This window comes from Nocardiopsis sp. iso_238 (assembly GCF_056173325.1).
In genome coordinates this window covers 1,780,063-1,804,919 of sequence record NZ_CM149668.1, presented here as the reverse complement: position 1 = coordinate 1,804,919, position 24,857 = coordinate 1,780,063, and the positions used below count along the sequence as shown (strand labels likewise).

Below are 24,857 nucleotides of genomic sequence, written 5' to 3'. Positions count from 1 at the left end.
TGATGACGCATCATGTCTTCGTGATCGCACATGTAAACGTTTCCATGCGGGTCGCCGGCCCCGGTGGCCACACCCCGGAACACGGCAGGGGCGGTGGTCCGGGGTGGTGAGCATCAAGGACGTCGCCGCCACGTCGGGGCTGTCCGTGGCCACCGTCTCCCGTGCGCTGAACGGGCACCCGTCCGTCAGCGACGGCGCACGTCAGAAGGTCCTCGCCGCGGTCGACGCCCTGGGCTACCGGCCCAACGTCGTGGCGCGCTCCCTGCGCACCGACCGGACCGGCACCATCGGCCTGGTCATCAGCGACGTCCTCAACCCCTACTTCACCGAGCTCGCCCGAGCCGTGGAGGAGGAGGCCCGCGCCCTGGGGTTCAGCGTCATCATCGGCAATGCCGACGAACGCGCGGACCTGGAGGACCACCACGTCCGCAACCTGCTGGAACGCCGCATCGACGGCCTGTTGGTCTCCCCCGCCGACGGCCACTCCCCCAGCACCCTCGAAGCCGCCGCCGGGCCCACCCCCGTGGTCTTCGTGGACCGCTGGATCGCCGGGGCCGACGCCCCCGTGGTGCGCGCGGACGGCCGGGACGCCATCCGTGACCTGGTCGACCACCTGCACGCCCTGGGCCGCCGCAGGATCGCCGTCATCACCGGCCCCGCCGCCACGACCACCGGCCGCGAACGGCTCGACGCCTTCCGCGCGGCCCTGGCCGGTCACGGCCTCCCCCTCCCGGAGGCCTACGTGGGCCGGGGCGACTTCCAGGCCGAGAGCGGCCGCGTGGCCACCGAACGCTTCCTGGACCTGCCCGAACCGCCGGACGTCGTCTTCGCCACCGACAACCTCATGGCGCTGGGTGCCCTCGACGCGATCTCCGCGCGGGGCCTGCGCGTGCCCGACGACATCGGGCTGGCCGCCTTCGACGACATCCCGTGGTTCTCCCACACCGACCCGCCGATCACCACGATCGCCCAGCCCACCGCCGAACTCGGGCGGGTCGCGGTCCGGGCCCTGGCCGCGCTCATCGCGGGCGAACCGGCCACCTCGACCGTCCTCCCCGCCCACCTGGTCGTCCGCCGCTCCTGCGGCGAGCCCGCCACGCCACTCCAGACAGGAGGAGCCGCACGTGAGTAGCCCGCACGAACTGCTGCGCATCGAGGGCGTACGCAAGGCCTTTCCGGGGGTGGTGGCCCTCGACGACGTCGGCTTCGACCTCCGCCGAGGCGAGGTCCACGCCCTCCTCGGTGAGAACGGGGCCGGGAAGAGCACCCTCATCAAGGTGCTCTCCGGAGCCCACCGGCCCGACCGGGGGCGCGTCCTCGTGGACGGCGCGGAGGTCGTCATCCGCGACGCCCAGGACGCCGCGCGCCTGGGTATCGCCACCATCTACCAGGAGTTCAACCTGGTCCCCGACGTGACGGTGGCCGAGAACATCTTCCTGGGCCGCCAGCCCCGCAGGTTCGGGCTCATCGACCACGGGCGGATGGAGGCCGAGGCGGCGCTGCTGCTGGACCGGGTCGGAGTGAACGTGTCCCCCCGCGCCAAGGTGCGCGGCCTGGGCATCGCGCAGCTCCAGATGGTGGAGATCGCCAAGGCGCTGAGCCTGGACGCCCGCGTGCTGATCATGGACGAGCCCACGGCCGTGCTCACCACCGGGGAGATCGAGCGGCTCTTCGAGATCGCCGGGCGCCTGCGCGACGAGGGCGTGGGGATCGTCTTCATCACCCACCACCTGGAGGAGATCGGCGCGCTCGCCGACCGCGTGACGGTCCTGCGCGACGGCCGTTCGGTGGCGCACGTGGGCGCCGACACCCCCGAGGACGAGCTCGTCCGCCTGATGGTGGGGCGCAGCATCGACGAACAGTACCCACGCGAGCGCCCCGAACCCGGTGAGCCGCTGCTGAGGGTGCGCGGTCTGACGCGGAACGGCCACTTCCAGGACGTGGACCTCGACGTGCACGCGGGCGAGGTGGTCGGCCTCGCCGGGCTGGTCGGTGCGGGCCGCACCGAGGTCGCGCGCTCGGTGTTCGGCGCCGACCCCTACGACGGCGGCGAGGTCGAGGTGCTCGGCCGGGCCCTGCCCGGCGGGGACGTCAACGCCGCCATGCGGGCCGGGCTCGGTCTGGTCCCCGAGGACCGCAAGGGCCAGGGCCTGGTCCTGGACGCCTCCGTGGAGGAGAACCTCGGCCTGGTCACCCTCGGCCCGACCAGCCGGGTCGGGTTCGTGGACCGCTCCGGCCAGCGGGCGTCCGCCCGGCGGATCGCCGGTGAGCTCGGGGTCCGCATGTCCGGCATCGACCAGCACGTACGCACCCTCTCCGGCGGCAACCAGCAGAAGGTCGTCATCGGCAAGTGGCTGCTGGCCGACTCCAAGGTGCTCATCCTCGACGAGCCCACGCGCGGTGTGGACGCGGGCGCCAAGGTCGAGATCTACCGCCTGGTCAACGAGCTCACCGCCTCCGGGCACGCGGTGCTGATGATCTCCAGTGACCTCCCCGAGGTCCTGGGGATGAGTGACCGCGTCCTCGTCATGGCCCAGGGCCGCATCACCGGGGAGCTGGCCGCCGAGGACGCCACGCAGGACGCCGTGATGTCCCTGGCGCTGGCCGCCACCCCCCGAACCGACACGGAAGAGAACGGAGTGGAGGGCCCCCATGGCCACTGACACAGACAAGAGCGGCGGCGTCTGGCCCGCCGTGCGGCGTTTCCTGCTGGAGAACGGCGCGCTGACCGCCCTGGCCCTCCTGGTCGTGGTCATGTCGCTGCTGTCCGGCGACTTCCTCACCGCGCAGAACCTGCTCAACGTGGGTGTGCAGGCGGCCGTGATCGCGGTCCTGGCCTTCGGCGTGACCTTCGTGATCATCGCGGGCGGGATCGACCTGTCCGTGGGTTCGGTCGCGGCGCTGTCCGCGACGGTGCTGGCGTTCCTGGCCACGGTCGAGGGGGTGCCGGTCTGGTTGGCGCTGCCGCTGGCCGCCGCCACGGGTACCGCCTGCGGCCTGGTCAACGGCGCGTTGATCGCCTACGGCAAGCTTCCGCCGTTCATCGCCACGCTGGCGATGCTCTCCGTGGGACGCGGTCTGTCCCTGGTGATCTCCGAGGGCAGCCCCATCGCCCTGCCGGACTCCGTGGCCGCCCTGGGCGGTTCGATCGGCGGCTGGTTCCCCGTTCCGGTACTGATCATGGTCGTGATGGGCCTGGTCACCGCCGTCATCCTGCGCCGTACCTTCACCGGGCGCGCGATGTACGCGATCGGCGGCAACGAGGAGGCGGCGCGCCTGTCCGGTATCCGGGTCAAGCGCCAGAAGCTGGGCATCTACGCGCTGTCCGGCCTGTTCGCCGCGGTGGCCGGTGTCATCCTGGCCTCCCGTCTGGCCTCCGCGCAGCCCCAGGCCGCGCAGGGGTACGAGCTGGACGCCATCGCCGCAGTGGTCATCGGCGGCGCGAGCCTGGCCGGTGGCGTGGGTACGGCCTTCGGCACGCTGATCGGTGCGCTCATCCTCGCGGTGCTGCGCAACGGCCTGAACCTCCTGTCGGTCTCCGCGTTCTGGCAGCAGGTCGTCATCGGTGTGGTCATCGCCCTGGCGGTCCTGTTCGACACGCTGCGCCGCCGTTCCGGTGGTGGGGGCGGCGGCACCGGGGGCGGAGCTTCGGTGAGCAGGGGCCGACGCGGGTTCCAGCTGGCGATCGCGGCCGCGGTCACCGCCGTGGTGGTGGGCGCGCTGTCCTTCCTCGTCCCCAACTCCTCCTCCGACGGCCCTCGCGTGGGCATGTCGGTGTCCACGCTCAACAACCCGTTCTTCATCCAGATGCGGGACGGTGCCCAGGCCGAGGCCGACGAGGCCGGAGTGAACCTGGTGGTCACCGACGCCCAGGACGACGCCTCCCAGCAGGCGGACCAGATCCAGAACTTCGTCAGCACCGGTGTGGACGCGATGGTCGTCAACCCGGTGGACTCCGACGCCGCCGGTCCCCCGGTGGGGGGCGCCAACAACGCCGACATCCCCGTGATCGCCGCCGACCGTGGTGTCACGGACGCCGAGGTGGCCACCCTGGTGGCCTCCGACAACGTCGAGGGAGGGCGTTTGGCGGCCCGGACCATGGCCGAGGCGCTCGGTGAGGAGGGCCGGATCGTGGTCCTCCAGGGGACCCCGGGCACGTCCGCCAGCCGCGAGCGCGGCGCCGGTTTCGAGGAGGGCATCGCGGAGTTCCCGGACATCGAGGTGGTGGCCCAGCAGCCCGCCGACTTCGACCGCTCCAAGGGGCTCGACGTGATGACCAACATGCTGCAGGGCAACGGGGATATCGACGGCGTGTTCGCGGAGAACGACGAGATGGCCCTGGGTGCGGCGGCCGCGCTGTCCTCGCGCGGCGAGGAGGCCGTGGTCATCGGCTTCGACGGCACCCCCGAGGGTCTGGAGGCGGTGGCTGACGGTGTTCTGCACGCCTCCGTCGCCCAGCAGCCCGCCGAGCTCGGCCGGACGGCGGTGCGCAACGCCATCGCCGCCGCCAACGGTGAGGCCCTGGAGGAGACCGTGATGGTCCCCGTCGAGGTCGTCACCGAGGAGAACGTCGAGGACTTCTCCTGACCTGGTGGGCCGTGTGACGGCATGAGGGAGGGCCCGGGGCGTGCGCGCCCCGGGCCCTCCGTCGTCGCTGACGAAGCCGTGCCGTCACGAGCGCCGTCGCCGGAGCATGATCATGGAACCGCCTCTGAGCTCCGATGCCGGAGAACAGCCATCGGCTGGCCTGGTCGGACACCGCGCATGCGACGGGCCCGCTGATTCAGGGACCTGTTGTGGTCTCGATGGCCGGGGCGATCCTCCCGCGTAGCTGCTCGGCTCTGGGATCGGCCAGGTCCGACAGGGCTTCCAGCTCTGTTGGGACGGGCAGCACGGCCCGGATCTCAGCCGAGGCGGGAGATCTGGGCGGGAGCGGTCGCGCCGCTACGAGCGGGCGGAACCGAGGAAGGCGGACCACTCGACGGCAGGGAAGGGAAAGTGGCCCTTGGAGGGGTTCTTCGAGTCCCGGACAGCGGCGCCGCTCGGCAGGTCAGCCACCTCGACACAGTTCTGCCCCTGCCCACTGTGACTGCTCTTTCGGAAGTCGGGGACGTGGGCGACCTCTACACAGTCTCCGTTGACACCGCTATAGCTGCTCTTACGCCACACCATCTCATCGATCACTGAGCTCACTCTTCTAGGTCTTGAAGCAGGCCATTGATGAAGTTCAGAGACTGCGCTGGAGTCAGAGCGCAACTCTGGGTACTTCCGAACATGTCATTGAACAGCCGGACTTCGTGTTCCTCTTCCAAGTACATGCTAGTAACCGGGGTCTCCAGGTAGGCGATGCTGGAATCTCGGGGATCGAGGAAGTCCATGATCACGTAACTGCCCTCGGTGGAGGGGTGAGCTCCTGCCGTGAACGGCAGCACGTAGATGCTGACGTTGTGGCGTGATGCCATGTGACTGAGGTGGCGCAGCTGCTCACGCATGACCTCTACGGCACCGACCATCCGGCGCAGAGCAGCCTCGTCAATGAGAGCCATCAGCTTAGGTGGGTCCACTCGGTGAAGAACGCCTTGACGCGTCACACGAGCCGCCACACGTTGAGCGATCTCATCGTCATCCCTGACCTCATTAGCGCGGAAGACCGCGTCGGCGTACTGAGGCGTTTGAAGAAGGCCGGGGATCACCTGAGCTTGGTAGGTCCGCACTGCACAGGCCTCGGCTTCGAAGTCGGCCAGCATCTGAGGCATGAGGTTCTTGTAGTGGGCCCACCACCCCTTCTTTCCTGCCAGTTTTGACAGCTCATGCAGGGTTGCGCGGGTGACTTCGTCAACTTGGTACAGCTCCAAGAGCTTGTTCAACGTCGGCGCGGGGACTGCCCTGGATTCAGCTTGCTCGATCTTGCTCAGGTTCGATTTGCCCATCCCCGCTTGCTTGGCAGCCTCGAAGAGCGTGAGCCCCGACTCTGCGCGGAGGCGGCGAAGTTCAGAGGAAAGGCGACGGCGGCGAATGCTGGGGCTGTAGGGAGCGACCATAGCTTCACTGTAGCGGATTTCTCGGCCACATCGCGGAGTTCACTTGACTTTAGTGGAGTCCACTCGCATCATGAGATGTGTAGCCAGTGACCGGAGTCTCACACACAGTGGCAGGACCTCGGGTGCTCAGGCTACGTCGTGCCCCTTTCCCTCCGTGGGGAAAACGTGAAGGTCATCGGCCTTGCGGGCACTCCCTCGACCCACTCACTGCTTCCGCCTGCGTAAGGAGTCTGTTCGTCATGCCCGTACTCGCCCCCGTACCCCCGATGGCCCAGGTGACCATCGCCCTCCACGAGCTGGTGCCCCACGCCTACCGGCACTACTTCAACGGCCGCCCGGACCGCCCCCACTACAGGACCCGCCGCTACGACTTCGGCGCCTCTCCCCTCTTCCTCCCACTGGTGAGGGCCTTCCTGAACACCTGCGCCGCCGAGCAGAGCCCCGACTACCGCTACCTCTTCACCCTCATCGGCTCCGAACTCGCGGCAAACGCCCTCAAGCACTCCCGCTCCGGACTGCCCGGACGCTCCTACCGGCTCCTGTGCGAACGCCACCGCGACGGACTCCGCGTCATCTGCCGCGACGACGGGGTCACCACCGACCGCAGGATCGACTACAGGGAACGCCACCACCTCACCGCGAACCCCGGCGGACTGGACCCCACCAGCGACTCCGGACGCGGACTGGCCATGATCAACGCCCTGGCCACCGACTGGGGCGACAACGGCCGACCCGGCCACCGCGAAGTCTGGGGCTTCCTCGCCTACGACCTGCGAGACAGCCTCTGGCCCCACCTGACCCACTAACCACAGCCCTCAACAGCAACGCACGAAAAAAGGGCCCAGGAAAGCGCGCCAACGCTTCCCGGGCCCCCAACACAACCCCGAATTCCACACTGCGACATGTAAGAAAGCAGGATCAGTGACGCATCCTATCCCCGCACCCCGACCCTCCAGCGACGCTCTCCGCCCAATCCCGCTCACCGGCCCGGCCTGCGCCTCCTGTGCCCACCGCTCCTGCCGCGACCGCCGTGCCGAGCACCTGCCCCGCCTCGGCGGGCACCTGGCCGAGTACCGCACCGAACACGACCTCGCCGCCACTCTCCAGGCCCGCAACCCGCACCTGATCATCTGGTACGGAGAGCGCACCGGCTCCTACTGGATCGCCAGCCCCACCGGCCTCACCGAGGTCCCCGACGCCCACAGCCTCACCCGTCTCCTGCCCCCACTCATCGAACTCTGGTAGCCGCGTCGCCTCCGCGCCCGGTTCAGGGCGCGGAGGCGACCAGGTGGGATTCCTCGTCCAGCCAGACCCGTTGGTACTCGGACGACACCGTGAGACCGAACCGGTGGTGCTCGGGGCGGCCCTCCCGCAGCCACCACCGGTAGGCGGACTCCAGCTCGGTGAACAGCTCGCGCGAACCGTGCTGGCGGACCTCGTAGCCGGTCCCCCGCTGGTCCGGGTCAATGAGCCAGGACGCCCAAGAGGCGGTGTCGGGGTCGACCAGATGAACTGTGAACCGGTGGCCGTCGGACTCACCGAACTCGACCCGGTTCAGCACGGAGGGCATACGCAGCCCGATGGCGAAGCTCGCGCCGAAGTCGTTGAGCGGCTCGTAGGGGTACAGCTCCGTCCGGGTGGTCGTGAACTCCTGCGCCTCGGGCCGGACGTAGGTCTCGACCACTCTCCTCGGCACGCGCTGGTCACGCACCCACATGAACGCCACGTCACCCCCGAACCGCCCCCGCGCCGTACCGTCCGGGCCGACCCGGAGTTCGGCCAGCACCCCGTTGTGGAAGGCGTTGCCCCAAGGGGTGAGGATTCGCCCGTCCGGCTGAGTCTGGGCAACCCAGTGGTAGGGCACCCGCTGGACGGCGGCGGTGCTGATCACCCGGTCGTAGGGGGCGCGCGCGGGCCAGCCCTGCATGCCGTCGCCGGTGACCACCAGGGGTGTGAACCCGGCTGACATCAGCCGAACCCGCGCGGTCTCGGCCAGCTCGGCGTCCACCTCGATACTCGTCACCTCGTCGTCACCGAGCAGGTGCGAGAGGAGGGCCGCGTTGTACCCGGTGCCGGTCCCGACCTCCAGCACCCGCATCCCGGGGAAGACGTCCAGGCGGCGGAGCATCTCCGCGACGATCGTGGGCTGGGAGGCGGAGCTGGTCGGATACCCGGGGCCACCCTCGGCACCGTCGTCCCTCTGGGTGACGATCGGAATGTCGGCATAGGCCAGCTCGAACCACCGGGACTCGTCCCGGGCGCGGTCCACGATCACCCCGTCCGGGCCCGTGATCCGGTCCGGGAGGAACCGGTGCCGCTCGACCCCCTCGAACGCAGGACGCAAGTGCGCGGGCAGGTCGCCCACCCGCACGATGCGGGCGACCAACTTTTCGTGTTCGGAAAGCACTACACGGCCCCCGATGGCGAAGGGACCCGAGCTCGGACGAGCCACCCGTCCTGAACCTCCTCCAGCACCGGGTTCAAGGACTCCGCGCACGGCCTGCCCGCCCGCCGCCACTGCTCCACCCAACGCGCCACCTCCGACGCCGAACCGCTGTCCCCCACGGTGAGCAGACGACCATCACCCAGCAGCGCGGCCGCACCGGAGACGGTGCCGTGCCCCGGGGCCCAACCGCGTGTGCCCAGACCGAACATGCTCAGCCCCTCAGGTCCGCTCGCGTACAGATAGGTGCGGAAATCCTCGCACGACTCCTCCGAGCTGAGTAGCCTCTCCCCCACACGAGAATCGGCAGCCAGCCTCTCCACCAACCCGTGCGCCGTCCGGTCGACGTCAGGGGAGATCCACGTGCCACTGACCCACCACGGGTGACCGTCCTCGTCAGTGGTCTGAGCCTGAACACCGTTGGGCGGCACCAGCCACTGGGTGAGTTCCTCGGGGTGCATCTCCACGTATCCGCCGGGCCACAGGTGGTCCGCTTCCAGGCCTCCTCCCGAAGTACGTCGGGCTCGGACGGTGGCGTTGGACCGGGGAAGCGGGGCGAGAGTGATCGGCACGACCAGGACCGCCCCCGGCGCACACTGGTCGGCCCAGGCACGGTGCAGCAGGTCGCTACTGGCCCAGGCCACCAACCGGTCGTAGGGAGCCAGGTCGGCGACCCCCTCGGCACCGTCTCCGGTGACGACGCGGACGTTGTCCACCCCTCGGCGCCGATGCAGATCCTCCGCCCGTGCGACCAGATCGGCCACGACGTCCACAGAGACCACCAGACCACTGTCGGTGACGAGTTCACCCAGCAACGCCCCGGAGAAGCCCGACCCGGTCCCGATCTCCAACACCCGCATGCCTGGCCGCACGTCCAGACGCTCCAGCATCGCGGTGATGGCCTCGACCGAACTGCTCTGCCTGATGAGGCCCCCGTCTTCGTCCCGGGTGTAGTACTCCTCCGAAACGGACGTCAGAGCGTCCTGGATACGGCTGCCGGTCACGGTTCTCCTCGTGGTTGTCGTTACAAGGGTGGTGAAGAAGGCGGAGGCTCAGGTGCGGATCAGCACCATGTAGGGATGATCCGCGAACCCCGGCTCCAAAACGGGGCATCCTTGAACCTCCACCCAGGAATGCGCTGAGTAGGGCATCAGGCGACCTCCGATGCACCAGTCCACGCGTCGGCGCAGCAGTAGGCAGGTCAGAGTCGCGGCCAGCGCACTTTCGAGGCAGGCGAACCGACCAGGAAGAAACCGGCCTGCGGCGCGCGCAGCCTCGACCGCTGTTCCAGCCTCGGCCCGAGTAGCCACCCGGACCGTGTATTGGCTACCGAAGGCGACGACTCGCAAACTCACCGAGATCGGCAGCCTGATCAGGACCATTGCACTCACACAGCCGATCGCGCCCGCGATCCGATAGGTGGCGGGAAGACTCATCCGGTTCTGTGCAGGAACCGCCATAGGAGAGGAACTCATCGGGTCGCCTCCGCGGGCACGGCCAACCCCAAGCGCACCAAGGTGCCAGAGAGAGCGAGAGCGTCTGCTCTGAGCCGCTCCACTTCCGCATCCCAACGAGCAGCGAGTACAGCCGCCGCCTCACCTGGCGTCTCACCTTGCCGAAGGCGTTCCCACAAGGCGGCCGCCGTTGGGTTGAGGCCGTAGAGACGGCTTTGTCCGGAGTGCAGGAGTACCGCACCGTCGCCGTTCGTTGCCGTGTGCACTTCACTTTTCGGGCACAGACGAGTCATGGCATCGCTCCGATCAGTTGCAGTGAGCTCTCCCGTGCCGGGTGCAGGGGAGCTCTCCGATTCCGCAGCCACAACTCAACGGCCAGGACCCGTTGGAGCGCGGCCATCGGGGCACGGTTGCCAACCACAGCGAGTTCCAGAGCACTCAGAACTGGTTCGGGTCGGACGACACCCAGGCCGAACAGCTGTCCCTCGTGCAGCAGCTTGCGTAGCGCGGCGGCGTTATGACGCAGCCCGTGGTATTCACACGATCCGTAGTCACCCTTCGTGCGGCGATCCAACAGTTCCGCCGGGACCAACCCCGTCATGGCCGCGTTCAGGAGGGGTTTCGTGCTCAGAGCAGTGGCTCGTTCACTTGCGGGAACGCTCAGGCAGGCGGCGACGACACTGTTGTCGAAAAAGGGCGCTCGCACCCGCACGTCCATGTGTTGGGCCAGGGCGATGAAGGACCTGGAGGCCTCGGCGTGCCGCTGGATCATCCGCATCGAGTGTGCGTCGACCCCGTCCTGGTCCGGACCCATGATGGTCGATGCCTGTTGCATGCGCTCGGTCAGGTGAGCAAGGGAAGCGTCGGTGGCCCAAGAGAGGCTCGCGTCCACGGGAAGCCAGGTGATACCCGCTTCTAGCTCACCGCTCGGCATACGTGGCGGTGTCGTCGCGCGGTGGGGGTCGAGCTGACGGGCGAGTACGGTCATGGCCTGTCCGAACCCGCTCCGCGCGGTGCTCAGGCCCGCTCGAAGAACACGATGGACCGGCCGTTGGCGTAGCCGCGCCAACGCATAGGCCTCCGTGAAGAAGCGTCGACCCTGGCGTGGCTGGACAAGTTCGCTCAGGTAGGTAAGAGGCGCCCCCAGGACCGCGTCGCCGCCGTCACCCACCAGATGCACACCGTCCCGCTCCGCTAGGGACAAGCGGGTACGGGTGCGTTTCCAGATAAGGGGATCGAGGGAAGGCGTGTCGGTGGCCGGGGCGTCGGCGAGGCCGGTGAAGGGAAGCTCTCCGGGACCACCCTCGACGAGCCTCCACTTCAGCCCGGGGGTGCGTTGGGCGACTCGCTCGGCGTGAAAAAGATCGTCACCGTTGCAGGCGAAGCGGTCCGTGTAGGTGAGTGCGTGTGCCTGGGTTTGGGAGGCACGTGCGGCCAGGACAGTGAGGGTGGAAGAGTCCAGACCTCCGCTCAGATCAAAGCTGACCCGAGTCTCCGGAGCGCATTGGTGTTCGACCGCCCGGAGCAGGGCCGAACGCAGACGAACGGCTCCCTCCTCCATTGTGGCTTCGGGACGCGGACGGGTGCGCTGGCTCAGGACGGCCCGGCCCTCACGCACATACAGCATCTGTTGGGGGCCGACCGGGAGAACCCCTTGGACGGCGCACGTGCCCAGGAGATCAGAGAGGTCGGGGACGAACAGAAACGCGGAAAGCCCTTCCGGGCTAGGTTCCGGGGACCGAACGAGCTCGGGAGAAGCGGGAGAGGAGGCGAAACGGACCCCCTCTGCGTCCTGTCGGTACCAGAGTCGGTGAATTCCGGACAGGTCTCCGGCCCAGACGAGATCGGACCCTTCCGTAACAACCACGGAGTAGGAGCCCTCCAACGCCGCGAGCCGGTCGGCGGCGGCAGCCACGTCTGGCGCATCCGACAGGGACCGCTCGACGTGGGTCCCAGATGAGAAGCACTCTCCCAGGAACACAGCTCGGCGGCGGCCCTGCCGAAAGACACGGGGTCGCGCTTGTCGCCAGGGGCCGAAGAGGTGAAGTTCGTGTTGTGCTCCGAAGGCGGCGTGTACCGCGCGAGTGGTCGCCGCGACCTTGGAGAGACCTGAGTAATGGGGTTGGGGAGACACCGTTGCTCCTTGTGAAAGCGGGTACGGCCGCGCGGCCGTACCCGGGGGGGTCACCAGTAGCGAGAGGTGTTCAGGTCGGCGGTGTCCCGGGAACCGTCTCCCAGAACGACCTCTCGGACCGTGCCCAGGTCCGTGATGGTGGGCGGCTCGTAGGGGACTTCGGACATGAGCTGTTCGACAACGTCGTACTCGGCCATCGGGTTCTCCTCGTAGGCGAGAGTGTCGGTCGGCCCATCTGGCCGACCGGGTGAGCTATTCCAGTAGTACAGGAATAACCATGGGATCGACAAGCAGTTCGCGAACTCTGTGATCCCAGGGGGTGACGCAGGGAAGTATTCCTGTCATGATGGAATCATCTTGGCCCCCTGGAGGACCCATGAAGCTGACCTGGATCGCCAGTGAGTGCGGCAATCGCCGCACCTGCCCAACCGTCTACGCCACCGACCGCGGCACACTCGTCGTGCAGGGCTACACCCTTGCTGACAAGGACATCACCGAGATCAACATCCCCGATGGCGAGAGCGTCGTGGAGATTCCTCTCGCTCTGCTCCGGGAGGCGGCTCGTGCTCACGGAAGCTGAGATGGAGAAGTTCTTCGATGACCACCTGACCAAGTCAGCTTTCCGACTGGAGACGCTGGACCACTATGAGGTCGACTCGGACGGAGACGACTTCGCCCGCTTCAAGGTTGGAGAGCCGGAGCCCGACTGGCAACGCAAGAATCAGTGGCTGGACGTACTGCGAGCGGAGAAGGAAGCCGGGATCCTGGAACACCGGGTGCGTGTGCTCAGGACTCCACTCAACGACTACATCCGCTACGAATGTGAGTGGGGGTACGTGCCCAACAGTGAGGCGGGGGAGGAAATCCACGTGCTCGATCTGACCGAACGTGATCTCCCCACCGTCGTGGTCGACCACGACTTCTGGCTGATCGACGACAAGTACCCACTGCGCATGCACTACAGCGAGACCGGCGAGTTTGTCGGGGCCAACCTGGTCGATAACGTGGAGCACTACCAGAAGGCCAGGGACGCCGCGTTGGCCGCAGCCGAACCATTCGAGCGGTGGTGGGCACGTCATCCCGAAGAGTGGAGAGCAAACCGGACCGCATGACTGGCTCCCCTAGAGCTTCGGCCGATCGCGGGCCACAAGCCCGCGATCGGCTCGCTCGTGCCCTGAGAGAGGCCCGTGGACATGCAGGGCTGAGCGGAGTACGAGCTGGTCAGGCTGCGGGCATGTCGCAGTCCAAGATCTCCAAGATCGAACGTTCGCTGCTGTTGCCCTCTGTGGACGACGTGGTCGAACTCTGCCGGGTCTACGAAATCCCCGAAACCGAGCGCGCCAAGCTGCTGCCTTTGGCCGCATCCCTGCGTGAGGAGGCCTCGGCACGGGTGATCATGGCCCGGGGCGTGTCCCAGTTCCAGAACAGGGTGACTCAGCTGGAAGCTGCCGCCGCCTTGGTGCGCTCATATGAGCCCGCGCTGGTACTGGGAGCGTTGCAGACCAGTGAGTACACACGCCGCATCTTTGATGACCCCCGAGACAAGGTTTCGAGAGATGAAGCCGAGGCTGCCATCGAGGCCCGGCAGGAACGGCACCGCGCTCTCGGGGCAAGCTCGACCCGGTATGTGTTGATCATGCCGGAAGGAGCTTTGCGCTGGCATGTGGGATCTGCGTCGATCATGGCGGAGCAGATCGAACAGATCGCCACCATCGCGGCTCGGGGTGGAAATACCGAGGTTGGCATCATCCCTTGGACTAAACCTGTACATGTCTTCCCTGGCCACGCCTTTGACGTGTACGACGAAGACGCTGTCGTTGTGGCTACCGAGACCGCCACAGCGACCCTCAACGGTGCCGCTGACATCGCGACCTACGTCGAACTCTTCGGTGAGCTGGAGAAACTGGCCTGCTTCGGAGATGAGGCGGTCGACCACCTTGAGCGCATCGCGCAGGAGTACCGGCAGCTCACCCAGAAGTGAGACCCCGGGGTCATGTGGTGGCTCATACGCCCCTCGGCCCGGGTGTACTGCTCCTACTCACCAGCGCGCGACACAGTCGGCCCTGACCGCTTCCTGGACTCGGGAGCGTACTCACTGTGGGGAATGGCGTGGTGCCAGGCGATGTCACGCCACTGGCAGTGCTGGGCGACAGTTGCTGGATCATCGATGACCTCGTACCAGTGAGGGGCATCGTCCTCGTCGAAGTGCAGGACGCAGACCCATCGGCTGTCGAAGAGCCAGAAGTCGCGCTGGGGCAGTAGTTCGACCGCCGGGTGATGCCGGGGAAGCCAGCGGATATCCTCTCCGGCCTCCTCGTTGAACTGGGCCGCGGCGTGCTCCCAACGGATGTAGTCACTCAGTGGTTCGCTGATCACGCGGACCCGCTGCCAGAGCTTCCCTGCCTCGCGGGCCTCGCGAACGTTGCGGTGCCAGGTCGAAGTTCGCGCGTGCTTCTCTTCGAGGGACGTGTCACCGGTACGCAACCAGTAATCGAACTCTTCCTGTTCGCTGGAGACGTTGTATCGATCCCGGGTCTCCAGCTTCCAGGTGGCGTGCTCGAAGTCGAGGAACTGCTGCGTGAATTCCTCCCTGGTCAGGATCACATCAAACCTTCCGACGATTCGCGGACACTCACGGCAGCTCCATGGTTGACGACGGAGGGCTTCATGACTACTGCCTTCCCCACATCAACCAGATCGCTCCACAACCCGTGGAACGCGTTACCAGCGTTACCCATCAGGGGTTGGCGGCCCTGACCCGCTTGGCGACGTCAGCGAGCCAGGAGTCCTCGGCACGCTGGTGGTCATGGGACGACAGGTACCCCTGGTACGTGTCGAAGTAGCCGTCGATGCGGGACGCCACCTCGCGCCAGTCCTCCCTCGCGTTGCCCACGGTCCCGTGCATCGGGAAGAGCTTCGCGTGCGCGTGGTCGACCCCGTAGCCCTCGTACATGATTCCGGTGCGCGCCACGTCGGGGAAGGCCGCGTCCAGGCAGCGAGCGACCTCGCGTGCGGCCAGGCGCAGGGCCGCGTACTCCTGCGGTTCCAGATCCACCACGTAGCTGGTGCGGTGGGCCTTGGGGATCACCACCGAGAAGCCTTCGGTGTTGGGGAAGATCGATAGGAATGCCAGGTGTGTCTCGTCCTCCCAGATCCGGTGTGCAGGTGCTTCACCCGCCACGATCTTGCAGAACACACACTCGGGGGCAGTTGGCGTGGAGTTCAACGTGCTCCTTGGGGTTGAGGTGCGGATGGTCCACGGTGTTCGAGGAACCTACGGGCGCCACAGTCTTCTCGCAACAGCTTTCACCAAGCGAATGCCCGATATAAGAGACTTTGGGACATCTGAATCCATCACTTCTTGCATCCCGGAGTAGTACACCGCTTGCAATAGCCAATCGGGTGCAGATACATTGACCCCGTCGAAGCGGTGACACTCCCTTCATCCTGGGCACCCCGTAGCCCTAAGGTGGGAAAAAGGTTCTCCCGAACCTCCGCGAGCCAGGCCCGTTTTCCGCAGGATTTACTCACCTGCCTCTGCACGCTCAACGGGGGAGCATTGAGGGAGACGTGTGTCTAAGTCCAATGCGCAACGTGCTGCCCGCGCACACTCGAAGGCCAGCGGAGCCCCCTACGCAAGCTGTAGGAGGTGGGCCGAACAGGGATTCCTCTCTAACCGGAAACCCCTCTCAGTTGAGCCGCCTCACCTTCACGCAGAAGTTGCGAAGCTCTGTTCCAAGGCCACCGGTACACCTCTGCACGACTGTCTGACGTGGGCCGGACAAGGCTTCATCTCGATACAACAGCCAGTACCTGACGGAGGTTCCGAGCGCCAACGGAGCCTCGAAGCCTTCATCGTGAACGTTCTCGCCAACGGCCTCCAGGACTCACAGCTGGACAGCGTGGCTCTCGGAATCGTGAGGGTCGACCCCCATCCAGCACAACCGGTGCTACATCTCCATCCCGAGATGGCCAACACTGTCGTACGAGAACTACTCCCCCGGTACGACTTTGAATACGGCGGCATCCTCGGCGTTCCAGGTCTACGACCAGCCGCGGACCGTGGCGACGAGCTACTACTCCACCAACTGGGCGGTGGAGCTTCCGTCCTCCTCAGGAACACCGACACCCGGTGGCGTCAAAAATTTCCCAAGGACACCGCCCAGTGCTATGCGACATGGAGAAGCCATCCGGACCAGACTCACCGCCATGAGAATTCAAGAAATGAATTCTGGTGGTCACTGAACTCCAGGAAAGGCCAACCATGGCGCAGCCATCGAGATTGGCTTTTGAGCCGCCTTCTCCGACGCCCTGCTCTGCTCAACATCATTGAACGTGAACACCATTGGGTCAACACCTATACGCACGGCTATCTCGACGTCGTATTCGAGTGGTGCTGCGGAACCCGCACGGAGACAGTAATTGAAGACCTGTTCCGGAGTGGAATCATCTCACCCACGCTCGATCTAGGCCGCGGCTGGGGTCTCAACCCGGATTCCATCAAGTTGGGAGAGGCTTGGGCGGACTTCCGCTGTCTGGGACGGTGTCAATCGCCTCACCCCTACGCGGACAAGATCACAGCTGAGATCCGTGCGAGGCACTCCCGGTGACGGCCGTTCTTTGTACTGCGATCGCCACCGGCGTGCCCGCACTGGCACTGCTCCTACGGGAGATGATCCTGCTGCGTCACACCGCCCGGCTGCTTGACGGCTGCGAACCCCGACAGCGTTTCCAGGCCGCCCGGCTTCTCCTCATGAGTCGAATCCATGCTCCCCCCGACCCGGTCAGGCGGTGGGGTGGGGAACGGCCGGAACCCGCAGGGGGCCGTTGATCAGCAGGGACGGGATCGGGGTCCGGGCCCGTCCCTCCTCGGTGAGCACGAGCCCCGGCAGGGCCCCGAACAGCTCCTCCAACGCCACCCTGGCCTCCATCCGGCCCAGGTGGGCGCCCACGCAGTAGTGCGCCCCGTGGCCGAAGGACAGGTGCTCCTTGGTCTCCCGGTCAGGGTCGAAGACCTCCGGGCGGTCCGGGTTCAGGGCCGGGTCCCGTCCTGGGGCGCCGAAGGCCACCAGGATCGGCTCCCCCTTACGGATGAGCACCCCTTCGACGTCGATGTCCTCGACCGCGTAGCGCAGCGGCACGTACTTGGCGGGCGGGTCGAGGCGCAACGACTCCTCCACCACCTCCTCGGCCGCCAGCGAACCCGCGACCAGGCGGTCGCGGTACTCGGGGTGCGCGAGTAGCGAGTGCACCGAGTTGGCGATGAGGTTGACCGTCGTCTCGTACCCGGCGCCGATCATGAGGAGGAGCGTGCCGACGAGGTCGGCGTGCGGCAGCGGCTCACCGTCGCTCGGAAAGATCAGGTCACCGGTGAGGTCCTCGGCGGGGTGGGCGCGCTTGTGCTCCGCGAGCAACTCCAGGCAGGTCAGCAGCTCCATCTGCTGGGCCACGACCACCTCCGGCTCGACGGTGGTGTCGACCACCGCGTCCATCACCGTGCCGAGCCGTTCCCGCAGGTCCTCGGGGACCCCGAAGAGCTCGCAGATCACCCACATGGTGAGCGGGCGGGCCAGGGTCGCCCGCAGGTCCACCTCCTGGCCGGGTTCGACCGAGGCGATGTCCGCGACCAGGACGCGGGCCCGTTCGCGGACGGTGTCCTCCATCCGGCGGATGCGCCCGGGAGTGAAGGCGGGGGTGACCTTGCGGCGCAGCCTCCGGTGTTCCTCCCCGTAGCGGTTGATGAAGCTCTCCAGGAACACCAGGGCCGCCAGTGGCCAGTCGTGTCCGACCTGGTCGTGGTCGGGCCAGTGCGCGCGGAAGTCCCGGGAGACCCTCGGGTCGCCCAGCAGTTCCCGGAGGAGGTCGTGTCGGGTGATCGCCCAGGCGACCAGGTTCCCGGGGAGCTCCACACGGACGGCGGGCTCACGTTGACGCAGTTCGGCGACCTCCTCGTGGAAGGCGGTGCCATCGGGGCGCAGACGGTACGGACAGCCGGAGTCGGGGGGTGCGATGACGGCCTCCTGCGGGCAAGGGGCGGCCCGGCCGCCGGGTGCGGCCGGTCTCACCCCTTGGTTCTACGTCGCCGGGGGAGTTCTGACAACGGTCGCCGGCTCCCAGGCCCGGTCCACCACGCGCACCAGCCCCCGGTCGGTGATCTTCACGCTCGGGGAGACCGCGAGGGTGAGGGTCGACAGGCTCATGAAGGCGTTGCGGTTCTCCCACCCCCAGGCGGCCAGCTCGGCGCGGAGCAGGCGGGAGGCCTCGGCCACCTCGTCGGCGGGCCGCTCCGACATGACCCCGCCGATGGGCAGGGGCAGGCCGGCGCCCGGCCCGTCCTCGCGGACCAGCCGCATGCCGCCGCCCCAGGTCACCACGTCGGCGGCGGCGGTGAGCAGGGCGTCCTCGGTGGTGGCCACGACGGTGAGGTTGTGGCTGTCGTGGGCGTAGGTGGTGGCGAACGCACCCGCCCCGAGGTTCTGACCGACGACCGGGGCGAAGGCCACCCCGCCGTTCCCGGTGTGGCGCTCGAAGACCGCCACCACGGCGGTACGGCCCTGCCAGTCCACCACCCCGTCGCGGACCGGGAGCACCACCTCGTCCGGTTCGGTGTAGGTGTCCACGCCGTTCACCCGCATGGCGCGGAAGGCGTGGTCGCCGTCGGGCAGGTCCACCCGCCAGCGCGCGGTCCCGGTGTCGGGGGCGGCGATCCGGACGGTGGCACCGAACCGGTGGTCGGGCGCCGGACCGGGGCCCTCGACGGGGGCGCCGTCGCGGCCCACCACCCGGCCGCCCGCGACGGTCACGACGGGGGTGAGTTCGGTGAGCGAACGCAGCAGCACCAGGTCGGCGCGCTTGCCGGGGGTGACGGTCCCCCGGTCGTCCAGACCCAGCCTGCGGGCGGGCTGGAGGGTGAGCGCCCGCAGCACCGCGATCGGGGGCAGTCCGCGTTCCAGAGCCACCGAACCCACCCGGTCCAGGTGGCCGGTGGTCACGATCGCGTCCACCACGATGTCGTCGGTGACCAGGCAGAAGTCGGGCAGGTGCGGCAGGTCGAGGAGCGCCCGCACCACCTCCGGAGTCAGGCACTTCTCCTGGAGCATGAGGAGCATACCCAGGCGGGCCTTCTCCACGGCGACCTCGGCGGTGTTCTTGCAGTGGTCGGAGTCGATCCCGGCCCACAGGTACTCGCCCAGTTCCGCGCCGGAGAGGTTGGGGCAGTGCCCGTCCAGGCGCACGCCCCGGCGCCGGGCCGCGTCGATGATGGCGTGCATGCGGGGGTCGCCGTTGACCACCGCCCGGTAGTCCATGACCTCACCGAGGGTGGTGACGCCCTCCCACTCCAGCATCTCCGCGATGTCGGTGTCGTCGAGCCGCGCTCCGGCCGTCTCGAACCCGTCGAGCGCTGGCACGCACGAGGGCACCGCCCAGCGCATGGACTGCGCGGTGTCCCGGCCCTGCTCGATCATCCAGGCCTGCCCGTCGCGTCCGGCGACGTTGACGATCTCGTGGGCGTCCGCGAGCACGGTCGTGGTGCCGCGCGCCAGCGTGACCCGGGCGAACTCGGCCGGTGCCAGCAGCGAGCTCTCGATGTGCATGTGCGCGTCCACGTAGCCGGGCGCGACGACGAGCCCCGTGGCGTCGAGGGTCCGGTCGGCCTCCACCGGGGTCCCCGGGGGCAGCACCGCGCGGACGCGGTCACCGGTCACGGCGACGTCGGCCCGCCACACCTGGCCGGTGTGCACGGAGACGACCTCCCCGCCTCGGATGAGCAGGTCGGCGCTGAGCTGGGCGTGGGACATCGGTGTCGGGTTCCCTTCGGGTGGGCGTGTGCCTGGTTCAGGAGGCGGAGTGCGTGCCTGGTTCGGGCGGGTGCGGGTGCCGGGTCAGGCGGGGTGCGTGTGGCGGGCGATGCCCTCGGTGAGGAGGGCGGAGAACGCGTCGGCGTCGACGGTACGTCCCACGCGCACGTGGCGTGTCCGGTCGGGTGTGCGCACGTCCGCGACGAGGGCTCCCCGGGTGAGTTCGCCGGAGCACTCCACGGACGCGCTGCCCTCCTCCCAGCCGATCAGGTCGGGGTGGCTGACCGCCGCGACGGCCAGGGCGTCGTGCACGGGGACCGCGGGGACGCCGAACCGTTCCAGGTAGCGCACGGCGTAGGCGCGCAGGAGGTCCCCGGCGATCCCGGCGGTGCCGGGCAGGGTCGCCAGGTACTCGGCCTCGGTGAGCGGGTACAGCGCGGTGCGGGTGACGTCCAGGCCCACGATCCTCACCGGCAGGCCGGACTCCAGCACGTAGCGGGCGGCCTCGGGGTCGGCGTGGAAGTTGAACTCCGCCGCCGGGGTGACGTTGCCCTGGGCGAAGGCGGCCCCGCCCATGACGACGATCTCCCGGAACGCCGGTCCGGCCTCGGGGTGGCGGGCGAGCATCGCGGCGACGTTGGACAGCGGTCCGATCGCCACGAGGGTCAGTTCGCCCGGGGACTCCAGGGCGCGTTCGGCCAGCCAGTCCACGGCGTGACCCGGGGTCAGGGGCCGGGGCGGGGAGTCGGGCACCAGCCCGCCCAGTCCCCCGGCGCCGTGCATGGGTTCGTCCCGGATCCGGGAGGTGCGGGCGATCGGCCCGGCCAGCCCGGAGACCAGCGGGAGTTCGACGGGCGCCCCGGCCAGGTCCAGCACGTGGGCGGCGTTGCGGTTCACGTCGGTGAGCGAGACGTTGCCCGCGACCGTGGTCACCCCGCGCACGTCCAGGAGCGGTGAGGCCAGGGCGAGCAGCAGGGCGACGGCGTCGTCGACGCCGGGGTCGCAGTCGATCACGACGGGTGTGGGCACGGGTCCTCCTCCGTCGACGGGGTTCACCTGGCCACCTCCTCGGTGAAGCGGTCGAGCCAGGCCGACCGCTCGTTCGCCAGCAGTGCGAGGTCGCCCTGGTGGTAGCCGCTGGCGACGGGGTCCGTGGCCGCCTCCTGGGAGACCTCCTCCATGAGCGGGGTGGGTTCGGCCCCCAGCGCGACGGGTTTGTCGTAGAGGGCCTCGGCCATCCCCTCCTGGATCTCGGGCCGCAGCAGGAAGTCGGTGAAGGCCAGCGCCCCGGCCGGGTTCGGGGCTCCCTCCACCACCTGCACGGTGTTGGCGGTCATCACCCTTCCCTCGTCGGGGACGGCGAAGCCCACGGGCTGGTCGGCCTCCACCGACCCCATGGCGAAGTTGTCCAGTCCGGGCGCCATGGCGATCTCGCCGCGTTCCAGCAGGCTGGTGAGCTCGGTGGAGCCGGTGTAGAACTGGAGCGCGTCGGGGCCGATCCCGGCCAGCGCCTCGAACCCGGCGTCGGCGTCGGAGGGGCCGGATCCGAAGTGCTCCCCCGCGGCGAGGACGAACATCGGGCCCGCCGACACGGAGATGTCGGGCAGCGCGTAGCCGCCCTCGGGCTTCTCCCAGAGGTCGTCCCAGGACTCGGGCGCCTCGTCCACCATGTCGGTCCGGTACATCAGGCCCAGGAGCTGGAAGGTGTAGGCGGGGCCGTAGCCGTCGGGGTCCACGGCCCAGGGCTGGATGGCGTCGAGGTTGGGCACGTCCTCGTTGCTGACCGGGGCGAACAGCCCCATGTCCTTGCCGATCTGGGCGTAGTAGTCGGAGATCAGCACGACGTCGGTGTCGGGCCGCTCGGAGTTGATCCGCAGCTTGGTGAGGCGCCCGGCGTTGTTCCCGGTGTCCAGGACCACCCGGATGCCGGTCTCGGCCTCGAAGGGTTCGGCGACGACCTGCGTGAACTCCTCGGTGGCGAACGCGAAGGTGCTGACCACGAGGGTGTCGGGGTCGTCCTCGCGGACGGGTGCGCAGGAGGCGGTCACCGTGGCCAGGGCCAGCGCCCCGGCGAGGGTCGCGGTGAGGCGCGCGGGACGGTTCATCCGGTCACCTCGCTGGCGGGCAGCTCCACCAGGTGGCGGTGGGGCAGGACGATGCGGACGGGGTCGCCGGGGCGCAGGTCGTCGCCGGGGTGCAGGACCCGCAGGGCCGCCCCCGGGCCCTCGGCCCCGTTGATGACCGCCTCGACCAGGCAGTTGCTGCCCTGGAAGGTGACCTCACCGACGGTGCCGTCCAGTCCGGTCTCCCCGGAGTCCTCGCGGGCGTCGCCGGAGAGCAGCCGCACGTGTTCGGGGCGGACGGTGACCGGTCCGTGCCCGGGCACCTCCGGGAAGTTGTCGTAGCCCAGGAACTCGGCCACGAAGCGGTTGGCGGGACGGGGGAAGACGTCCCGGGGCGACCCCTGCTGCTCCAGGCGCCCGTTGTTGAGGATGACCATCGTGTCGGAGAGCTCCAGCGCCTCGTCCTGGTCGTGGGTGACCAGGACGGCGGTCAGACCGGTCTCGCGCTGGACCCGCAGGAGCTCGCGCCGCATCTGCACGCGGAGCTGGGCGTCGAGGTTGGACAGTGGTTCGTCCAGCAGCAGCACCGAGGGACGGATGGCCACGGCGCGCGCCAGGGCCACGCGCTGCTGCTGACCGCCGGAGAGCTCGGCGGGCTTGCGGTCGGCCAGGTGGGCGAGGCCGACCAGGTCGAGCGCCTCCTCCGCGCGCCGCTTCGCCTCGGCGGAGGCGACCTTGCGGGTGCGCAGCCCGTAGCCGACGTTGTCGCGGAGCGTCATGTGCGGGAACAGCGCGTAGGACTGGAAGACCATGCCGATGTTGCGCTTCTCCGGCGGGGTGCGGGTGGCGTCCACGCCCTCCAGCAGGACCCGCCCGGAGGTGGGCTGGAGGAACCCGGCGATCATCCGCAGGGTGGTGGTCTTGCCGCAGCCGCTGGGGCCCAGCAGGGTGGTGAACTCCCCCGGGCGCACGGTCAGGTCCAGGTCGGCGACGGCGGTGGTGCCGCCCTTTCCGCCCCGCGCCCCGAAGAGGTGGCTGACGCGGTCGAGTTCGACGACGGGTGTCATCTGTGTGTCTCCTTCTTCCCGGAGGGCGGGCTTCCCGGTCATCGACCGAAGACCTTCGTGAAACCGACCAGGCGTTCGGTGGTGAGGGCGACGGCGACGCTGAGCGCCAGGAGCAGCACGCTGACCGCCGCGACCACCGGGTCGAACGAGGACTGGACGTAGTTGAGCATCTCCACCGGCAGGGTGGCCACGCCCGGGCCGGTGAGCAGGAGGGACAGCGGAACGTTGTTGAGGGAGGTGATGAAGGCGAGGATGGTGGCCGAGAGGATGCCCGGCGCCATCACCGGCAGGGTCACCGTGAGGAAGGTGCGGACCGGGCCCGCGCCCAGCCCGCGCGCGGCCTCCTCCAGGCGTGCGTCGGCCAGCGCCAGCGAGGCCCCGACCACCCGCACGGTGTACGGGAGCAGCAGGACGGTGTGGCCGATGATCAGCGCGCCGAGCGCGGTCACCCGCATGCCCACCATGAGCTGCTGGAACAGGGCCAGGCCCAGGACCAGCTCGGGGACCACGATGGGGGCGAAGAACAGGTTCTCCATGATCCGGCGGCCGCGCGGGTTGCCCCGGTGCAGCGCCAGGGTCGCGGGGACGCCCAGGGCCAGCGCGATCACGGTCGAGACCGCGGCGACGACCATGCTGGTGCCGAAGGAGTCGATGAAGGGGCCGTAGTCCAGCGCGGCGGAGAACCAGCGCAGGGACAGGCCCTCCGGCGGGAACGCGAGGGTGCTTCCGGCGGTGAAGGCGACCCCGACCAGGATCACCACGGGGCCGAGCATCAGCACGAAGGCGGCCGCCGCGAGCAGGGAGAGGAACGGACGTCGCAGGATCATGAGGTGGTGCTCCCGATCTTGCCGAGCCGACCGGACAGCGCGCCGACCACCAGCACCAGGGCGGTCATCACCAGGGCGATGGCGCTGGCGGAGGGCCAGTCGAGGCTGACGTTGACCCGGCTGTAGAGCAGGGTGGACAGGAGCCGCTCGCGTGGGCCGCCGAGCAGCTGGGGCGTGGTGAAGGCGGTGACCGCGCCCGCGAAGACCAGGGTGCACCCGACCAGCGCGCCGGGCAGGGCGAGGGGGAAGACGACGTCGCGGAAGGCTCGGCCGGGGGAGGCGCCCAGGCCGCGGGCGGCCTCCTCCAGGCGGTGGTCCTGCTGGGAGAGGCTGGAGTAGGCGGACAGGATCATCAGGGGCAGGAACAGCTGGACCAGGCCGAGCACGATCGCGGTCTCGGTGTAGAGCAGCTGGACCCGGCCCAGGCCCAGGGCCTCGCTGATCTTGCTGATCAGGCCGTTGCCGCCGAGGACCACGATCCAGCCGTAGGTCCGCACGACGGTGTTGAGCAGGAGCGGGAAGATCGCCAGGGCCAGGAGTCGGCCGGGCCAGGGGCCGGGTGCCCGCGAGATGAGGTAGGCCACCGGGAAGCCCATGAGCAGGCAGAGGGCGGTGGTCAGGACCGCGACGCGGACGGTGCGCGCGATCACCGGGAGAAGGTAGGGGTCGCTGAGGAGGCTCCCGGTCTCCCGCGCGACCGTGGCGGGGTCACCGTCCGGCGGCCAGGCGAGGGTGGCCACGACGGGATAGCAGAAGGCGAAGAGCATCACGGCCAGCCCGGGGACGAGCAGGACCGTGACGGGCGGGCGTGGGAGGAGACGGCGGCGCGAAGCGACTCGGGCGGCCTCTGCGGTGGGTGACGGGCGGGACAATTCCACTCTCCCGGTCGCTGGCGGCGGTTGTTCGGTGTTTGTTGCGTGTCTCATCTGCGATGACACCTGCAAGCGCTTCTGCAAGCGCTTGCAACACCGTAACCTTCAGGTGGGCACCCAGCCAACCCCACGGTCGCGATTGTGACCGGGGGCACTG

25 protein-coding genes are annotated in these 24,857 nt (G+C 68.6%); 8 read left to right on the top strand and 17 right to left on the bottom strand.

Translation table 11 applies throughout. The features are described 5' to 3' along the window. Positions 1-103 precede the first annotated feature (103 nt). From AC0VYL_RS08030 to AC0VYL_RS08020, 3 genes are read left to right on the top strand one after another with little or no spacing between them, the layout of a single operon-like run. Positions 104-1,132 carry a LacI family DNA-binding transcriptional regulator gene (locus AC0VYL_RS08030; protein ID WP_475460788.1) on the top strand — a complete coding sequence of 343 codons (1,029 nt, stop codon included), beginning with the start codon at positions 104-106 and terminating at the stop codon, positions 1,130-1,132. Then, positions 1,125-2,663 carry a sugar ABC transporter ATP-binding protein gene (locus AC0VYL_RS08025; protein WP_475460786.1) on the top strand — a complete coding sequence of 513 codons (1,539 nt, stop codon included), beginning with the start codon at positions 1,125-1,127 and terminating at the stop codon, positions 2,661-2,663. The genes AC0VYL_RS08030 and AC0VYL_RS08025 overlap by 8 nt, the downstream gene beginning before the upstream one ends. Beyond that, a complete protein-coding gene (locus AC0VYL_RS08020) occupies positions 2,653-4,587 on the top strand; it encodes an ABC transporter permease/substrate-binding protein (protein WP_475460784.1) in 1,935 nt (644 codons plus the stop codon). Before AC0VYL_RS08025 ends, AC0VYL_RS08020 begins: the two co-directional genes overlap by 11 nt. Before the next feature lie 357 nt (positions 4,588-4,944). On the opposite strand, the gene AC0VYL_RS08015 is transcribed toward AC0VYL_RS08020, so the two are convergent. Both AC0VYL_RS08015 and AC0VYL_RS08010 read right to left on the bottom strand, forming a co-directional pair. Continuing rightward, positions 4,945-5,172 carry a DUF397 domain-containing protein gene (locus AC0VYL_RS08015; protein WP_475483490.1) on the bottom strand — a complete coding sequence of 76 codons (228 nt, stop codon included), beginning with the start codon at positions 5,170-5,172 and terminating at the stop codon, positions 4,945-4,947. Positions 5,173-5,189: 17 nt separating this feature from the next. Next, positions 5,190-6,041, bottom strand: coding sequence for a helix-turn-helix domain-containing protein (locus AC0VYL_RS08010; protein WP_475482753.1), 852 nt, complete (start codon positions 6,039-6,041; stop codon positions 5,190-5,192). Between the two features lie 239 nt (positions 6,042-6,280). Between AC0VYL_RS08010 and AC0VYL_RS08005 the strand changes: the two genes are divergently transcribed. Continuing rightward, the gene (locus AC0VYL_RS08005) at positions 6,281-6,847 is read left to right on the top strand and encodes an ATP-binding protein (protein WP_475482752.1); all 567 of its coding nucleotides are present in this window, start codon (positions 6,281-6,283) and stop codon (positions 6,845-6,847) included. Between the two features lie 115 nt (positions 6,848-6,962). Next, entirely contained in the window at positions 6,963-7,286 is a 324-nt protein-coding gene (locus tag AC0VYL_RS08000; protein WP_475460776.1) for a hypothetical protein, read from the top strand. Positions 7,287-7,308: 22 nt separating this feature from the next. On the opposite strand, the gene AC0VYL_RS07995 is transcribed toward AC0VYL_RS08000, so the two are convergent. From AC0VYL_RS07995 to AC0VYL_RS07970, 6 genes are all read right to left on the bottom strand, one after another. Further along, positions 7,309-8,448, bottom strand: coding sequence for a methyltransferase domain-containing protein (locus AC0VYL_RS07995; protein ID WP_475482751.1), 1,140 nt, complete (start codon positions 8,446-8,448; stop codon positions 7,309-7,311). Then, complete coding sequence (locus tag AC0VYL_RS07990; RefSeq protein WP_475482750.1) at positions 8,448-9,488, bottom strand: protein-L-isoaspartate O-methyltransferase family protein; 1,041 nt, start codon at positions 9,486-9,488, stop codon at positions 8,448-8,450. Before AC0VYL_RS07990 ends, AC0VYL_RS07995 begins: the two co-directional genes overlap by 1 nt. Before the next feature lie 48 nt (positions 9,489-9,536). Further along, on the bottom strand, positions 9,537-9,959 hold the full coding sequence (locus AC0VYL_RS07985; RefSeq protein WP_475482749.1) for a lasso peptide biosynthesis B2 protein: 423 nt from the start codon (positions 9,957-9,959) through the stop codon (positions 9,537-9,539). Further along, positions 9,956-10,231 carry a PqqD family protein gene (locus tag AC0VYL_RS07980; RefSeq protein ID WP_475482748.1) on the bottom strand — a complete coding sequence of 92 codons (276 nt, stop codon included), beginning with the start codon at positions 10,229-10,231 and terminating at the stop codon, positions 9,956-9,958. Before AC0VYL_RS07980 ends, AC0VYL_RS07985 begins: the two co-directional genes overlap by 4 nt. Continuing rightward, on the bottom strand, positions 10,228-11,853 hold the full coding sequence (locus tag AC0VYL_RS07975) for an asparagine synthase-related protein (protein ID WP_475482747.1): 1,626 nt from the start codon (positions 11,851-11,853) through the stop codon (positions 10,228-10,230). Before AC0VYL_RS07975 ends, AC0VYL_RS07980 begins: the two co-directional genes overlap by 4 nt. Before the next feature lie 269 nt (positions 11,854-12,122). Continuing rightward, entirely contained in the window at positions 12,123-12,269 is a 147-nt protein-coding gene (locus AC0VYL_RS07970; RefSeq protein WP_475482746.1) for a lasso RiPP family leader peptide-containing protein, read from the bottom strand. 179 nt (positions 12,270-12,448) lie between these two features. Here AC0VYL_RS07970 and AC0VYL_RS07965 point away from each other — a divergent pair, with 179 nt between their 5' ends. From AC0VYL_RS07965 to AC0VYL_RS07955, 3 genes are read left to right on the top strand one after another with little or no spacing between them, the layout of a single operon-like run. Continuing rightward, a complete protein-coding gene (locus tag AC0VYL_RS07965) occupies positions 12,449-12,652 on the top strand; it encodes a hypothetical protein (protein WP_475482745.1) in 204 nt (67 codons plus the stop codon). Beyond that, positions 12,636-13,184 (top strand): DUF6879 family protein, encoded by a 549-nt coding sequence (locus tag AC0VYL_RS07960; RefSeq protein WP_475482744.1) that lies wholly within the window; start codon positions 12,636-12,638, stop codon positions 13,182-13,184. The genes AC0VYL_RS07965 and AC0VYL_RS07960 overlap by 17 nt, the downstream gene beginning before the upstream one ends. Continuing rightward, a complete protein-coding gene (locus AC0VYL_RS07955) occupies positions 13,181-14,053 on the top strand; it encodes a helix-turn-helix domain-containing protein (protein ID WP_475482743.1) in 873 nt (290 codons plus the stop codon). Before AC0VYL_RS07960 ends, AC0VYL_RS07955 begins: the two co-directional genes overlap by 4 nt. Before the next feature lie 53 nt (positions 14,054-14,106). On the opposite strand, the gene AC0VYL_RS07950 is transcribed toward AC0VYL_RS07955, so the two are convergent. From AC0VYL_RS07950 to AC0VYL_RS07910, 9 genes are all read right to left on the bottom strand, one after another. Continuing rightward, positions 14,107-14,676: a DUF6879 family protein gene (locus AC0VYL_RS07950; protein WP_475482742.1), complete on the bottom strand. Its 570-nt coding sequence runs from the start codon at positions 14,674-14,676 to the stop codon at positions 14,107-14,109. Between the two features lie 133 nt (positions 14,677-14,809). Next, a complete protein-coding gene (locus tag AC0VYL_RS07945) occupies positions 14,810-15,298 on the bottom strand; it encodes an HIT family protein (RefSeq protein WP_475482741.1) in 489 nt (162 codons plus the stop codon). Positions 15,299-16,856: 1,558 nt separating this feature from the next. After that, positions 16,857-18,137, bottom strand: coding sequence for a cytochrome P450 family protein (locus tag AC0VYL_RS07940; protein WP_475482740.1), 1,281 nt, complete (start codon positions 18,135-18,137; stop codon positions 16,857-16,859). A 9-nt stretch (positions 18,138-18,146) separates the two neighbouring features. Continuing rightward, positions 18,147-19,871 (bottom strand): adenine deaminase C-terminal domain-containing protein, encoded by a 1,725-nt coding sequence (locus tag AC0VYL_RS07935; protein ID WP_475460760.1) that lies wholly within the window; start codon positions 19,869-19,871, stop codon positions 18,147-18,149. Positions 19,872-19,955: 84 nt separating this feature from the next. Continuing rightward, on the bottom strand, positions 19,956-20,900 hold the full coding sequence (locus AC0VYL_RS07930; RefSeq protein WP_475482739.1) for a nucleoside hydrolase: 945 nt from the start codon (positions 20,898-20,900) through the stop codon (positions 19,956-19,958). 23 nt (positions 20,901-20,923) lie between these two features. Continuing rightward, on the bottom strand, positions 20,924-21,976 hold the full coding sequence (locus tag AC0VYL_RS07925) for an ABC transporter substrate-binding protein (protein ID WP_475482738.1): 1,053 nt from the start codon (positions 21,974-21,976) through the stop codon (positions 20,924-20,926). After that, entirely contained in the window at positions 21,973-23,001 is a 1,029-nt protein-coding gene (locus tag AC0VYL_RS07920) for an ABC transporter ATP-binding protein (protein ID WP_475482737.1), read from the bottom strand. Before AC0VYL_RS07920 ends, AC0VYL_RS07925 begins: the two co-directional genes overlap by 4 nt. 38 nt (positions 23,002-23,039) lie before the next feature. After that, positions 23,040-23,828 carry an ABC transporter permease gene (locus tag AC0VYL_RS07915; RefSeq protein ID WP_475460753.1) on the bottom strand — a complete coding sequence of 263 codons (789 nt, stop codon included), beginning with the start codon at positions 23,826-23,828 and terminating at the stop codon, positions 23,040-23,042. After that, complete coding sequence (locus tag AC0VYL_RS07910) at positions 23,825-24,706, bottom strand: ABC transporter permease (protein ID WP_475460751.1); 882 nt, start codon at positions 24,704-24,706, stop codon at positions 23,825-23,827. The genes AC0VYL_RS07915 and AC0VYL_RS07910 overlap by 4 nt, the downstream gene beginning before the upstream one ends. Between the last annotated feature and the right edge of the window lie 151 nt (positions 24,707-24,857).

What these genes read in the sequence shown, in the direction of transcription:
- AC0VYL_RS08020 (WP_475460784.1), top strand. Translation starts at nt 2,653, where the DNA reads ATGGCCACTGACACAGACAAGAGCGGCGGCGTCTGGCCCGCCGTGCGG.
- AC0VYL_RS08015 (WP_475483490.1), bottom strand. Translation starts at nt 5,172, where the DNA reads ATGGTGTGGCGTAAGAGCAGCTATAGCGGTGTCAACGGAGACTGTGTA.
- AC0VYL_RS08010 (WP_475482753.1), bottom strand. Translation starts at nt 6,041, where the DNA reads ATGGTCGCTCCCTACAGCCCCAGCATTCGCCGCCGTCGCCTTTCCTCT.
- AC0VYL_RS08005 (WP_475482752.1), top strand. Translation starts at nt 6,281, where the DNA reads ATGCCCGTACTCGCCCCCGTACCCCCGATGGCCCAGGTGACCATCGCC.
- AC0VYL_RS07985 (WP_475482749.1), bottom strand. Translation starts at nt 9,959, where the DNA reads ATGAGTTCCTCTCCTATGGCGGTTCCTGCACAGAACCGGATGAGTCTT.
- AC0VYL_RS07980 (WP_475482748.1), bottom strand. Translation starts at nt 10,231, where the DNA reads ATGACTCGTCTGTGCCCGAAAAGTGAAGTGCACACGGCAACGAACGGC.
- AC0VYL_RS07970 (WP_475482746.1), bottom strand. Translation starts at nt 12,269, where the DNA reads ATGGCCGAGTACGACGTTGTCGAACAGCTCATGTCCGAAGTCCCCTAC.
- AC0VYL_RS07965 (WP_475482745.1), top strand. Translation starts at nt 12,449, where the DNA reads ATGAAGCTGACCTGGATCGCCAGTGAGTGCGGCAATCGCCGCACCTGC.
- AC0VYL_RS07955 (WP_475482743.1), top strand. Translation starts at nt 13,181, where the DNA reads ATGACTGGCTCCCCTAGAGCTTCGGCCGATCGCGGGCCACAAGCCCGC.
- AC0VYL_RS07935 (WP_475460760.1), bottom strand. Translation starts at nt 19,871, where the DNA reads ATGTCCCACGCCCAGCTCAGCGCCGACCTGCTCATCCGAGGCGGGGAG.
- AC0VYL_RS07925 (WP_475482738.1), bottom strand. Translation starts at nt 21,976, where the DNA reads ATGAACCGTCCCGCGCGCCTCACCGCGACCCTCGCCGGGGCGCTGGCC.
- AC0VYL_RS07920 (WP_475482737.1), bottom strand. Translation starts at nt 23,001, where the DNA reads ATGACACCCGTCGTCGAACTCGACCGCGTCAGCCACCTCTTCGGGGCG.
- AC0VYL_RS07915 (WP_475460753.1), bottom strand. Translation starts at nt 23,828, where the DNA reads ATGATCCTGCGACGTCCGTTCCTCTCCCTGCTCGCGGCGGCCGCCTTC.